At 33.3% G+C, this 14,080-nt stretch carries 13 protein-coding genes; 9 read left to right on the top strand and 4 right to left on the bottom strand.

Features of this window, described 5'->3' with window-relative positions; genetic code table 11:
* Positions 1-185 precede the first annotated feature (185 nt).
* Genes QM536_07060 through QM536_07050 form a run of 3 tightly spaced genes read left to right on the top strand, consistent with a single transcriptional unit; the run spans position 186 to position 4,180 of the window.
* On the top strand, positions 186-2,042 hold the full coding sequence (locus tag QM536_07060) for a tetratricopeptide repeat protein (protein ID MDI9356761.1): 1,857 nt from the start codon (positions 186-188) through the stop codon (positions 2,040-2,042).
* Between the two features lie 3 nt (positions 2,043-2,045).
* Positions 2,046-2,732, top strand: a complete 687-nt coding sequence (locus QM536_07055; protein MDI9356760.1) for a glycosyltransferase family 2 protein — start codon at positions 2,046-2,048, stop codon at positions 2,730-2,732.
* Complete coding sequence (locus QM536_07050; GenBank protein MDI9356759.1) at positions 2,732-4,180, top strand: glycosyltransferase family 2 protein; 1,449 nt, start codon at positions 2,732-2,734, stop codon at positions 4,178-4,180. Before QM536_07055 ends, QM536_07050 begins: the two co-directional genes overlap by 1 nt.
* Before the next feature lie 74 nt (positions 4,181-4,254).
* Here QM536_07050 and QM536_07045 read toward each other — a convergent pair whose 3' ends face one another.
* From QM536_07045 to QM536_07030, 4 genes are all read right to left on the bottom strand, one after another.
* Positions 4,255-4,596, bottom strand: coding sequence for a hypothetical protein (locus QM536_07045; protein ID MDI9356758.1), 342 nt, complete (start codon positions 4,594-4,596; stop codon positions 4,255-4,257).
* Between the two features lie 153 nt (positions 4,597-4,749).
* Positions 4,750-6,009 carry a class I SAM-dependent methyltransferase gene (locus tag QM536_07040; protein ID MDI9356757.1) on the bottom strand — a complete coding sequence of 420 codons (1,260 nt, stop codon included), beginning with the start codon at positions 6,007-6,009 and terminating at the stop codon, positions 4,750-4,752.
* Entirely contained in the window at positions 5,999-6,619 is a 621-nt protein-coding gene (locus tag QM536_07035) for a lipoprotein signal peptidase (GenBank protein MDI9356756.1), read from the bottom strand. The genes QM536_07040 and QM536_07035 overlap by 11 nt, the downstream gene beginning before the upstream one ends.
* 39 nt (positions 6,620-6,658) lie before the next feature.
* Positions 6,659-7,621: a KpsF/GutQ family sugar-phosphate isomerase gene (locus QM536_07030; GenBank protein ID MDI9356755.1), complete on the bottom strand. Its 963-nt coding sequence runs from the start codon at positions 7,619-7,621 to the stop codon at positions 6,659-6,661.
* 221 nt (positions 7,622-7,842) lie between these two features.
* Here QM536_07030 and QM536_07025 point away from each other — a divergent pair, with 221 nt between their 5' ends.
* The 6 genes from QM536_07025 to QM536_07000 are packed head-to-tail and all read left to right on the top strand — an operon-like array spanning position 7,843 to position 14,076.
* A complete protein-coding gene (locus QM536_07025) occupies positions 7,843-10,470 on the top strand; it encodes an ATP-dependent Clp protease ATP-binding subunit (protein ID MDI9356754.1) in 2,628 nt (875 codons plus the stop codon).
* A 30-nt stretch (positions 10,471-10,500) separates the two neighbouring features.
* Positions 10,501-11,379, top strand: a complete 879-nt coding sequence (locus QM536_07020) for a permease-like cell division protein FtsX (GenBank protein MDI9356753.1) — start codon at positions 10,501-10,503, stop codon at positions 11,377-11,379.
* Between the two features lie 9 nt (positions 11,380-11,388).
* Complete coding sequence (locus QM536_07015) at positions 11,389-11,670, top strand: DUF3098 domain-containing protein (protein ID MDI9356752.1); 282 nt, start codon at positions 11,389-11,391, stop codon at positions 11,668-11,670.
* Positions 11,670-12,467 (top strand): undecaprenyl-diphosphate phosphatase, encoded by a 798-nt coding sequence (locus tag QM536_07010; protein ID MDI9356751.1) that lies wholly within the window; start codon positions 11,670-11,672, stop codon positions 12,465-12,467. Before QM536_07015 ends, QM536_07010 begins: the two co-directional genes overlap by 1 nt.
* Positions 12,468-12,473: 6 nt before the next feature.
* A complete protein-coding gene (truB, locus tag QM536_07005; protein MDI9356750.1) occupies positions 12,474-13,217 on the top strand; it encodes a tRNA pseudouridine(55) synthase TruB in 744 nt (247 codons plus the stop codon).
* Positions 13,147-14,076 (top strand): bifunctional riboflavin kinase/FAD synthetase, encoded by a 930-nt coding sequence (locus QM536_07000; protein ID MDI9356749.1) that lies wholly within the window; start codon positions 13,147-13,149, stop codon positions 14,074-14,076. Before truB ends, QM536_07000 begins: the two co-directional genes overlap by 71 nt.
* Positions 14,077-14,080 lie beyond the last annotated feature (4 nt).

The raw sequence follows: 14,080 nt of genomic DNA, 5'->3' as shown, positions 1-14,080 counted from the left end.
TATACTCATTACAAATTAAATTAAAAAAATAAATGAGCTTTAACATGCACCACTTCTATCCGAAATTACACAATTTTTAGCCTCCCCCTTCTATATATTATTGGAAATATGAGAGAGATTGTTATTTTACAATTTCATTTATTTTGTCGTCTTTTTACAAATATACCACATTACCTTCGCATACCATGCAAAAAAATAAAAATAAAAACAAGAACCAGCAAGTTACTACCGCTATTGCCAAAAAAGAAACCGCTCCTATACAAAAACCTCCTATACACAATGGTATGTATATCCGTTTTTATGGCATAATTATTGCGGTTTTGCTTGTTTTATATGCACAAACTTTTGGTTTTGGATTTGTTGCTTTTGATGATATTACCTTTATTATAGAGGGGAAAGAGTATTTTCAAAAAGTATCTCATTTTTGGGAGGGCTTTGTCAAATCATATTGGCCTGTCTATTACAGACCTATACTTTTTGGGACTTTTATTTTTGATTATCAGATGGGCGGGGCAGATCCTTTGGCATATCACATCTCCAGTTTTTTATTTCATCTTATTGCGTGCCTTTTACTATTTCGTTTTTTGATTTTATTAGAATATAACCAACTCTCTTGCTTATTAACTACCTTAGTTTTTGCGGTTCATCCGCTGATGGTGCAGGCAGTTGCGTGGATATCGGGCAGGAATGATAGTATCTTAACCATTTTTGTGCTTCTGGCTTTGAATGCTTTTTTATTATTTTTAAAAACGAAATCTATACAACATTATTTTTTACATCTTTTGTGGCTATCGGTGGCTTTTTTTACCAAAGAAACAGCAGTGGGCATTATTATTATCTGCTTTGCTTACCTTTTTCTTTTTAAACCATTCACAGATAATAAAAAAATATATAGACAACTCATGTTGCCATGGATAGTTATTATAGGAGTGTATTTTTTGATGCGAAAAACGGCTTTAGATAGCATTTTGGAAGAGATTAGTGCCAAAGGATTGAGCATTTCGGGAGCAGAATTTGGAATAGATGCTTTTTTGAGAAGTTTGCCTTTCCTATCAGAGTCCATTTCCAAGCTTTTTCTTCCCATGAACCTTTCTGTTTTTCCTTCTTTTACTTCCCTCACCACTGCTGTGGGAATAGGAGTGTATATACTTTTAGCCATCATTCTTATTGTGCTGAAATTACCCATAAAAAAAATCATTTGGATAGTGCTTTGGTGGTTTTTATTTATTACTCCGAGTATGCTCATTGCCAATATGGACGGAAAATTGAGTGATTATTTGGAACATAGGGTGTATCTCCCTGCAATAGCATGGGTTATTTTTTTGAATGAGGTAATGAAAAAAAGAAATACCCATCTTGCTGTGGTGTATGCAAAAAATATAAAAACCATTGTGTTTTCGGCTATTATTGTAATATTCAGTGTTATTAGTTTTTTTCATATACAAAACTTTAGAGATGGAATTAGTTTTTGGACAAATGCCGCAAAATACTCGCCTCAGCACGCTGACCCTTGGAGATCTTTGGCAAATCAGCTGTATGAAAAAGGAAAACATCAAGAAGCAATAGAATGTTGGATGAAGTCGTATACCATAAATCCAAAAAACTCAGAAATACTCTCTAATTTAGGAACTATGTTTGCTAATCAAAACAATTATGACTCCGCTCTTTTTTTTTATGAACAAGCCGTATCTGTAAACCCTCAAAAATGGGAATCTTGGATGGGATTAGGGGTCATTTATGAAAATAAAAAAATGCTTGAAAAAGCAAAACTCTGTTATGAAAATACCATAAAACTGAACCCTCAGAACGCAAGGTCTTATTTTGGACTTGGAGTAATCGCTTATAATGAACAACAATATGAAGGTGCAGAAAAATATCTCCAACAGGCAATAACTATAGAACCCGAAAATACTAATTCGTACCTCTATCTGACTGCTATTGCTCTTCTCAAACAAGACATTACTCAAGCAAAAAAATACGCTGATATATTGAAATCCAAAGGAGTAGATGTTAAAAAACAATTTCCTAATTATCCATTATAAAAAATGCCAAATATAAGAGTTATTATTCCTGTATTAAACGAACAAAACGCTATAGCATTGGTATTGCAAGAAATACCAAAACAATTGGTGCAAGAAATCATCGTAGTAGATAATGGTTCTACCGATGATACCTATAAAAGAGCAAAAGAAATGGGGGCTACCGTGCTCAAAGAAACTGAAAGAGGGTATGGAAATGCTTGTCTGCGAGGGATACAATATATTCGAGATCGAAGGAATCCGACAGATATAGTAGTTTTTTTAGATGGAGACCATTCTGATTTTCCCGAACAGATGACGGATTTAGTAAAGCCCCTCATAGAAGAAGGGTATGATTTGGTCATCGGCTCCCGAATGTTAGGTAAAAGAGAAAAAGGATCTCTTACTCCACAACAAATCTACGGAAATTGGCTTGCCACCTTTCTCTTAAAAATAATATACAAGGTACATTATTCTGATTTAGGACCTTTTAGAGCAATAAAATACGATGCTCTCCTAAAAATAGAAATGCAAGACAAAACATACGGTTGGACCGTGGAAATGCAATTAAAAGCAGCAAAACAGAAGCTCAAAATAACAGAAATACCTATCAATTATAGAAGAAGAATAGGTTTTTCAAAAATATCAGGCACTCTCAAAGGAACTCTTTTGGCAGGGTATAAGATTATATACACCATTTTTAAATACCTATAATGATATTTGCAATACTTTTTCTCTATTTTTTTTCCCTCTTTATTTTATTTCTCTTCGGCTTATCACAATTTTACCTTGCCTTTGTGTATAAAACACGAAAAAACAATGCTCCCATTCCCACAGCCATGATTCATTACCCCAAAGTGACTATACAACTCCCTATTTACAATGAACTCTATATCGTAGAAAAACTGATAGATAATATCGTTTTGATGGATTATCCAAGAGAACGTTTGGAAATACAAATATTAGACGACTCTACAGATGAAACAAAAGACATTCTTTTGAAAAAAACTCAAGAATACAGAGCAAAAGGAATACCTATACAGTATATACGGCGAGAAGGAAGAGGAGGATTTAAAGCAGGAGCATTGCAAAATGGATTGCTACAGGCTAATGGAGAATTTATAGCCATCTTTGATGCAGATTTTTTACCCGAAAAGGACTTTCTCACAAAAGTATTAGGGTATTTTTCAGATACAAACATAGGAATGGTGCAAACGCGTTGGAGTTATTTGAATGCTCATTCGTCTCTTTTAACAAAGTTACAGGCATTTGGGCTAGACGCTCATTTTACAGTAGAACAAAATGGGAGACAACTTTTGGGAGGCTTTATAAATTTTAATGGAACAGCAGGAGTTTGGAGAAAAGAATGTATTCTCTCTTCAGGAGGATGGTCATCAGATACACTTACAGAGGATTTGGACTTGAGTTATAAGGCACAAATGCAAGGATGGAAATTTTTATATATAGAAGATGTTCAAAGTCCATCGGAACTCCCTGTGTATATATCCGCAATAAAATCACAACAATACAGATGGAACAAAGGAGCGGCGGAAACCTCAAAAAAATATATCAAAAAAATATGGCATCATAACATGCTTCTCGTTCAAAAAATAGTAGCTACCGCTCATCTGTTCAATAGCGGTATCTTTCCTTTTATTATGCTTACGGTACTGCTCACTTTTCCCGCCTTTGTGATAAAAAATACCTTTCCAAGCACAGAAGTTTTTTTTCATCTTTCCTCTTTCTTTTTTTTAGGGTTTGGATGTATATTCTTCTTCTATTATATAACCAATAAAAAAAGAAACCCCAAGAAATCTTTTTTGGAGTTTTTAGGAAAATACATCGTTTTTATTACTGTCTTCATGGGATTATCCCTGCATAATTCTATTGCTGTTATAGAAGGATGGATAGGGAGAAAGACACCCTTTTATAGAACCCCAAAATGTAATATAGATATATACCATAAAAATACATATGTGGTGTCATCTCTCAATTTGCTTACTGGTATGGAAGGTATTATAATGCTGTATTTATTGGTTGGTATTATATTTTTATTTTTATTGGAAGAATACGTTCCCCTTCTGTTCCAAGCAATTGCCTGTATAGGATTTGGTTATATTTTTAGTATATCTCTCATTCATTCTTTACGAATAAAAAAATGAAATAGATTTTAAAGATTAATTTTTCGCTCCTAATAGTATTTTTTATACTATCCGTTCTATTATTTTTATGTGTTTTATTTTTGTGTGCATCCTATTGGTTTTCTTCCATTCTTTTCTATGAAATATTCTATTATAATATTTTCTGCCCTTTTAGATGGAGGAAAACTATCTTTATAGAACTTTCCAAAGACTTCGTATTGTGGCTGGTCGGGAAAGAATGCATATACCATAACATGTTTGTTTATTTTTAATAAACTTTGCAATACAAAATAATTAGTAGTAGAGTTTGTTCCCGCGATTCTATATTCTATTTTCCCGCAATTATAAGATGCTATTCTTTCTTTTATAGAGTTTATAGTATGCCCTATTTTAAATATTTTTTCTTCTATTACAAAAATATATACTAATCCTTCCATATTTATTTTTTCATGGTCTATTGGTTCTATTTCTATTTTCTCTGATTCTTTATTGGGTTTTAGGATACATAATGGGATAAAATATTCTTTATAAGAAAAATCTTTATACCAAAATTCATTTTGTATTGCCTCTGTCCCTAATGAATAATGTTTTTATTTTTCCTTTTTCCCATAGTATTTTTGATTACAGTGTTGCACAAAAGCGTACTCCTCTTCCGTCAATTGAAAACTTTCCCACAGAGGAAACCTTTGAAGTATTCGTATATTATTAAAATTTCCGTATCGGGTAAGATTATTTAAAAATTTGTAAATAGGATTATCTAATTCTTGTTTTATTTTCTCTGCTATTTCTTGAGAAGAGCATCTTATAAAAGCAATGCTTTGAGTCATTCCACAAGTATCAATAAAAGTTCCATATTGGTTGCTCAAAGAAAGAAATACTTTGTAACCATCTTGGTATATATGTGGTTTTTTACTCCAAACGGTTTGAGAGGGTGTGTGAATGAGTTTGTAAGTATGCTGTTCATCAGGGTGGGGATTCAAAAGATGTTTTTTAGTATGCCTATGGAGATAACTGGATGTTTGTATTTTGTATTTGGGCAAGGAATTGTTACGAATGGTCTTGCGAAAGATACTATTTACTAAATCTGAATAATACAACGGGATGTGATCTACGCCTGTATCTAAGGTTACGGATTGGGTATCTTTCCATATATAATGGTTTTCTACGGAAAAAGAATGAGTATTGGGGGTTTTTTGCAGGAGAAACCATGTAAAAGAAGATCCTACCTTAGGAAAATATCTTTTAGCCCCGTGTATATTGAGATGGATAAATTGGTATTGACTCATTAGGTTCGGTAGAATATTTCTATCCGAAAGTGACATCCAATTATTAGGAACGATAAAGAGAATATATCCATTTTGTTTGGTAACCTGTAATGCTTTTTCTATAAAAGAACGGGAGAGGTTATGATTTTTTGAGACCCTTTGGTTATTATGAAATTGAGCATACGGAGGATTGGCTACTACCAAATCATATTTTTCTGTTTCATCAAAAGACAAAAAATCCTGAGTCGTGAGTTGTATATCTGTTCCAAAATACTCTTGGAGATGTTGTATTCTTTTGGTGTTTATTTCGTTAAAATACAGGTTTTTGAGGGGTGTTTTTAAGGATATATAAGAATGAAAATTGCCATTTCCTGCACAGCAGTCCAATATTTTCAGGTTCTCTTTCTCCCAAAAGTGAGCGGGAATACTATTTACCATTTCCTCCACACATTCTATGGGAGTGCATATATCATTGGAGTTTACAAAATGTCTCGTATCACTATTGAGTTTAGAAAAATAATGGCTTATCCATTCTTTTTCTTGTTTGAGAGTTATAGAAGTATGAAAGAGAGCATTATAGTTCATTTGTTTTATCTTTCTGAACGTCTTTAAAAAAAGATTTGTTTTTGAAAAAAGTATTTTGAAACAAAAGGATGATACAAACCCCTGTAAAGATAGACGCATCGGCGATATTAAACACGGGCCAAAGGGAAAGATAATTTTCTCCAAAATAAGGGATCCATTCGGGAACATACCCTTCCCATATATCAAAATAAATCATATCTATTACCTGTCCATGAAACCAAGGAGTAATGGAATCATAAGGAGCATTGTGCAACAATACACCATAAAAAATAGAATCTATAAGGTTTCCGATAGCACCTCCCAATATGAGCGAACAGGAATACAAAAACAGAGGAGTAAACTTATTTTTTATAAAGAGATAGAGATAATACGAAATAACAAACATTGCTCCCAATCTAATAAAGGAAAGGATAAACTTGCCATATACCAAGTCAAACTTCATTCCAAATGCCATTCCAGGATTTGTCAAATAATGTATTTTCAAAAAATCCCCTATCACAGATATTTCACCCGCACTACCGAGAGGAATAAAAAAATGCACGTATAATTTTATAGCTTGGTCAACAATAATCACAGCAAAGGAAACTAAATAATATTTAAGATAATTCACGGGTCTAAAATGTAAGATAAATAGAATAAGAAATTGAAATTAGATAGATACATTGTAAATCTGTATCACGCCTATGGGGTAATTATTTTCTTCCACAATCAAAGAAGTAATTTTATATTGTGTCATACATTGTTCTGCTTCTGCCATTTTCATATCTTTTGTAATGGTTTTTGGAGTAAAAGTCATTATTTTTGATGCACAAAGGGTAAAAAAATGTTCTGAATGGGTATCTATTGCTCTTCTAATATCCCCATCAGTAATAATACCGACTATTTTTCTTTCATCAACGACAATTGCTAAACCAAGACGACCTAAATTGATTGCAGAAATGACCTCTTTCAGAGGAGTAGATGCGGAAATGATGGGTAGATTATCTTTTACCATACAATTTTCTACGGTGGTGAGAAGCCGTTTTCCTAATGTTCCCCCTGGGTGAAATTGAGCAAAGTTTTCTTCATTGAATCCCCTTGCGTTCATCAATGCTATTGATAGAGCATCTCCCATAGCAAGAGTAGATGTAGTAGAGCTGGTAGGAGCTAATTCAAGAGGGCATGCTTCTTTTTCTATTTTTACTTTTAAAATAAAATCACAGTTCATTGCCAAAGTAGAATGAACATTCCCTGTGATACAAATACTCGGAACACCTCTATTTTTTATATAAGGAATAAGTTTTAAAAGCTCCTCTGTCTCCCCTGAGTAAGAAATTCCAATAAAAATATCTTCTTTTGTCACCATCCCCAGATCTCCGTGAAATGCTTCCACAGGATGTAAAAAAAAACTGGAAGTCCCCGTACTAGAAAGAGTAGCAGATATTTTTTGTCCAATTATACCCGACTTTCCGATACCACAAATAATAACTCTCCCGCTATTACGCAGAATCAATTCTACTACCTCCGCAAACTGATTGTCTAATTGATGAGAAAGGTCTGATACTGCTTTTGATTCTATCTCAAAAACTCTTTTTGCGGCTTCAATATGTTTAGAAAATATGGTATTATTCATCGAATGTAAAAATTAAAATATATATTGACATTATTTTTGCTTAATATATTTAATAAAACATAATTTTGATATTTTAATAAAAAAAAGAATTTTAAATAAGACACTATTTTTAGTTTTTCATAATTCTTAAAAATATTCTTAATTTATGAAATTGTTAAAATACATTCTTGTAAGTAATCATTAAAAGCCGTAATCTCATCTAATCAATTATAGAAAATAATATGGAAGCAAGATTTTCAAACAAAGTAAAAGAAATTATCATGAGCAGCAAGGAAGAGGCGATAAGAATCCATCACGACTATATAGCCCCCGAGCATATAGTGTTAGGAATAATAAGATACAAAGAATGCGCTGCTATGGATATTTTAGAACAACTCTATACGCCCACCAATGATATAAAAGAATATATAGAACTGCGTATTAAAAATAACGAATCACCCAATGAATCAAAACAAAACAATCCTCAAGAAACAAAAAAAAATATAAGTATCCCCCTTACAAAAGAAACAGAAGCCATTATGAAAAAAACATACTTAGAGGCAAGAATGCAAAAAAGTGATATAGTGGAATCAGAGCATCTATTACTTGCCATACTACGCGACCAAGAAACCTTTATATGTAAAGTGCTTAATAAATTTAAAATTACATACGACGCAGTCAAAGATATACTCTATAATAAAAGCACCGATAATAAAAATATGTATTCCTTATTCAACCCCGAATCAGATGAAGAATCTGACGAATTCAATGACCAACACGAAAAAGAAGACGTATATAATCAACGCAATTATGGAAATAACACTAAAGCTTCATCGGAAACAAAAAGTAAAACCCCCGCATTAGATGTTTTTTCTCGTGATTTAACAAAACTCGCCGAAGAAAATAAATTAGATATAATTGTAGGAAGAGATACAGAAATAGAAAGAGTAGTACAAATCCTCAGCCGAAGAAAAAAAAATAACCCAATACTCATAGGGGAACCAGGTGTAGGAAAAACAGCTATAGCTGAAGGACTTGCTATTAAAATAATACAAAAAAAAGTATCCCGAATACTCTATAATAAAAGAGTTGTTTCTTTAGACATCACCTCCGTAGTTGCAGGAACAAAATACAGAGGACAATTTGAAGAACGAATGAAAGCAATTATGGCAGAACTAGGAAAATCAAAAGACATTATTCTATTTATAGATGAACTCCACACCATGGTCGGTGCCGGAAACGCAGTAGGAACCCTAGACGCAAGTAATATGCTAAAACCCGCTCTCGCAAGAGGAGAAATTCAATGTATAGGATCCACCACATTAGACGAATATAAAAAATATATAGAAGTAGACGGAGCATTAGCAAGAAGATTCCAAACCGTTATAATAGAAGAACCATCTATACTAGAAACTATACAAATACTCAACAACATAAAAGATAAATATGAAACCCACCACAACGTAGAATATACAGAAGGAGCTATCAACCAATCCGTAAAACTATCCGCAGCATATATCACAAACAGATTTTTACCCGATAAAGCTATAGATATTCTCGACGAAGTAGGAGCAAGAGTCCATATCAAACATATTTATGTACCAAAAGAAGTAACCGACATAGAAACAAAACTGGAAGGAGTAAAAAGAAAAAAAAATGAAGCCCTAAAAGAACAAAAATACGAAAACGCCGCTCAATTCCGAGACAGAGAAAAAGAACTCAACCAAAAACTAGAAAACGCAAAACAAGAATGGCATAAAAAAAATAAAGACACAAAACATATAGTACAAGAAGAAGATGTTGCCGATGTAGTTGCCTCTATAACAGGAATACCTGTAAAAAAAATCAATCAAAACGAAAGAAAAAAACTGATGTCCATGCAAAAAGATATCCAAGAAAAAATAATAGGACAAGACGAAGCAGTTCAAAAAGTAGTAAAAGCAATCCAAAGAAATAGAGTAGGACTCAAAGACCCTAAAAAACCCATCGCATCTTTTATATTCCTAGGACCAACAGGTGTCGGAAAAACAGAACTCGCAAAAGTACTGACCCAATATCTCTTCGAAAAAAATGAAGCCCTTATCAGAATAGATATGAGCGAATACATGGAAACCATAGCCGTAACAAGATTAATAGGAGCACCACCCGGATACGTCGGATACGAAGAAGGAGGACAACTCACAGAAAAAGTGAGAAGAAAACCATACTCCGTAATACTACTAGACGAAATAGAAAAAGCAAATCCCGCTATATTCAATATCCTCCTACAAATATTAGACGATGGTAGTATCACCGATGGTATGGGACGTAAAATAAATTTCAGAAATACTATCATAATAATGACATCAAACCTCGGCATGCGAAATATGAACGACTTCGGAGCAGGAATCGGATTCGCTTCCCAAACAAAACAAGAAAATAAATACGAAATAATGAAATCTATCGTAGAAACATCACTGAAAAAAACTTTTAACCCCGAATTCTTGAACAGATTAGACGACATTATTATATTTAAAAGCCTCGAAAAACAAGACCTCTACAAAATTATAGATAACATCATAAAAAATGTTTTTGAACGAATAACAAACATAGGATACACAGTAAAACTTACCGAAGAAGCAAAAAACTTCATAATAGAAAAAGGATACGACCCACAATACGGAGCAAGACCACTCTATAGAACCATCCAAAAATATATAGAAGACCCTATATCCGATATTATTTTAGATAACGAATCATTCCCCGAAGAAAACCCACAACTCATAAAAGACCAAATAACAATTCTCATAGATTGTAAAGATGAAAATATTACTATAAACACCACAAGTAAAAAAATAATATATTCCGAAGAAGAAATACTTAACCCTTAAAAATAAAAAATAATTTTTCAAATAACAAAGATGATAAAAAAAAAAACACTTGGAAATTATCCATTTATAAGCGTTATATTTTCAATAGCACTCGCTCTATTTATACTCGGATCTTTTGGCATTATCTCCCTATTTACAAAAAACCTCACAAAAATTATTAGAGAAAATGTGGAAATCCAAATATTCCTCCATAAAAACATAACCCTACCCGAAGCCATACAAATTCAAAAAACACTCTCAGAAAAAGCATTCATCGTAAGAAAAAATAATATCCCACAAATTGAATATATATCAAAAGAAGTAGCCGCAAAAAATTTCATCCAAGAAACAGGAGAAAATTTTCTACAAGTAATAGGCACAAACCCACTTAGAGACGCAATCATCTTAAAAATACATCCCGAATTTCAAAAAACACAAAGATTCCAATCCATAAAAACCGAAATAGAAAGCATAAGAGGAGTATTCGAAGTCGTTTACCCAAAAAATATCATAGAAAATATCAACGCAAACCTTACAAGAATCGGACTCATACTACTCTTATTCGCATCTTTTTTATTCTTTGCCGTAATAATACTCATAAATAACACTATTAAACTCGCACTATTCTCCCAACGATTCCTCATCCGTAGTATGCAACTAGTAGGAGCCACCCCCCTATTCATAAAACGACCATTCCTCATAAAATCTATAATATATGGATTTATAGGCGGAACTATTGCAAGTACATCTTTATTTTTTCTCTTAAAATACATACAAGCAAAAGTAGAAAATATAATGGAACTCCAAAAAAACAAAGAAATGTTATTTTTATATATCTCATTAGTCTTATTCGGAATGTGTGTAGGATTCTTTAGCACTCTCTATTCTATAAATAAATACTTAAAAATGTCGTTAGACGAACTCTATTAACTAAAAAACATGAACAAGCAAGAAAAAAAAGAATTTATGTCAACAAAAAAAACAGTAAAAAAAATACTTTCTCCTCCAGTAAAATCCGTAAAGAAAGAAATGCCTTTCCAAGTAAAAAATTACACAGTAATGCTCATCGGTATAGCATTGCTCATCATCGGATTCTACATAATGACCTTAGATAAAGAACCATACGGATTCGGATTATTAGGAATAACCATAGGACCAATAGTAGTACTCATAGGATTCTTAATCCAATATATTGCTATTCTCATAAATCCTAAAAAATAATGACTATTCAGGAAGCTATAATATTAGGAATTTTACAAGGAATCACAGAATTCTTTCCCGTAAGCAGCAGCGGACACTTAGAAATATTTGCACACCTCTTACAAATAGAAGCATCTCAAGACCTACTCTTTTCAATAATAGTCCACGGGGCAACCTCTCTCAGCACAGTCATCGTTCTAAGAAAAGAAATTCTACAAATGCTCAAAGAACTTTTCAAAATCCAATGGAACGAAAATACTCAATACATCACAAAAATAGCTATTTCTATGATACCCGTAGGAATAATAGGATTAACCATGAAAAAACAAGTAGAATCTCTCTTTAACCAAAACCTTCTTTTAGTAGGATCTTGTCTACTACTAACAAGCACTCTCTTGACCCTTTCTTACATATATATAAAAACAAAAGAAAACAACGGAAACATTACCTATAAAAAAGCATTTATAATAGGAATAGCACAAATGATAGCCATTTTACCCGGATTATCTCGCTCAGGTGCTACCATATCCGCAGGACTTTTATTAGGAATAGAAAAAACCAAAGTAGTCCGATTTTCTTTCCTCATGGTCCTACTTCCCGTTTTCGGAGCCACTTTTTTAGAAATAATAGACTTTATACCAAATCCATCCCGAACATCTACAAACATAAACGCACTCCTATTCGGATTTGTTTTTGCATTCATAAGCGGTATCATCGCATGCAAATGGATGCTCAAACTCGTATCACAAGGAAAACTCATCTACTTCGCCATATGGTGCGCATTAATAGGTATAATAACAATAATAACACAACTCTGATATACAATGAAAGAGACATACAACTTTGAAGAAGGAGAAATGATAACCATCAATAAACCCAAAGGATGGACTTCTTTTGATGTCGTAAATAAACTCCGATATGCTCTCAAAATCAAAAAAATAGGACACGCAGGAACTCTCGACCCCCTCGCCACAGGACTCCTTATTATCTGCACAGGAAAACTCACAAAAACATTAGAAACCTTCCAAAACCTCCCTAAAATCTACACAGGAAAAATTATCCTCGGAAAAACATCCCCATCCCACGATGCCGAAACTCCCATATCCGAACCCAAACCCACAAACCATCTGAACGAAAAAATAATCCAAGAGCATATAACAAAGTTTATCGGAGAAATAGAACAAATCCCACCCCAGTACTCAGCCATCAGAGTCAACGGAGAAAGAGCATATAAAAAAGCCAGAAACAACGAACAAATTACCCTAAAACCAAGAAAAATTACTGTATCAGAATTTTATATAACACACCTTCAAATACCCGAAATAGAATTCAAAATCCACTGCTCAAAAGGAACTTACATCAGAAGCATTGCAAGAGATATAGGAGAAAACCTCCAAGTCGGCGCATACTTATCAGAACTATCCCGAACCGCAATCGGTAATTACTCTCTCACAGATGCCTTCGAAATCAACAACTTTATAGAAAAAATAACACAAAATGGAAATCATAGAGAACATATATACAACAACCCAACAAAAACCAACAATCCTCACCGTAGGAACCTTTGACGGAGTCCACACAGCACATAAAAACATTATCCAAAAAATAAAAGAACAAGCACAACTCAAAAACTACAAATCCCTCATCATAACTTTCTACCCACACCCCCAAACAATCCTCAAAGGAACACCTATAAAATGTCTCACTACCTTTGAAGAAAAAGCAAAACTCATACAAGAAATAGGGATAGATGCCATAGTAAAACTCCCATTTACAAAAGAACTATCAGAAATGAGCAGCGAAACATTTATACAAGAAATACTCGTAAACGCCTTATCCACAAAAAAAATAATCATAGGATACGACCACCGATTCGGAAAAAACAAAGAAGGAAATATAGAACTGCTGAAAAAAAAAGGAGAACTATACGGATTCGAAGTAGAAGAAATCTCAAAAATAGAAATAGAAAAACAAACAATCAGCTCCACCCAGATTAGAAAAGCACTATCCGAAGGAAATATAACCACCGCAAACCAACTACTAGGCAGAAATTATACCATACAAGGAACAATAATACACGGCGACAAAATAGCAAAAACTCTCGGATACCCAACCGCTAACATCCAAATACATAACCCCGAAAAACTCATCCCCATGCACGGAATATACCTCGTAAAAACCTCCGTAAAGCACATAAAATACTTCGGAATGCTATACCACGGCAATAATCAAACAACCAATCACGCAAAAGAAAAAATAGAAATAAACATATTCCAATTCTCTGAAAACATCTACGGAGAACATATAGAAGTAGAATTCTTGCACTTTATAAGGCACGATAAAAAATTTGAATCTATCACCCTATTACAAAAACAAATCCAAAACGACGAGCAAACAGCCCGCCAAATCATCCAAAAATATACATAAAACT

Source organism: Chitinophagaceae bacterium (assembly GCA_030053935.1).
Lineage (GTDB): Bacteria > Bacteroidota > Bacteroidia > Cytophagales > JASGCU01 > JASGCU01.
This window is presented reverse-complemented; position numbering and strand designations above follow the sequence as displayed.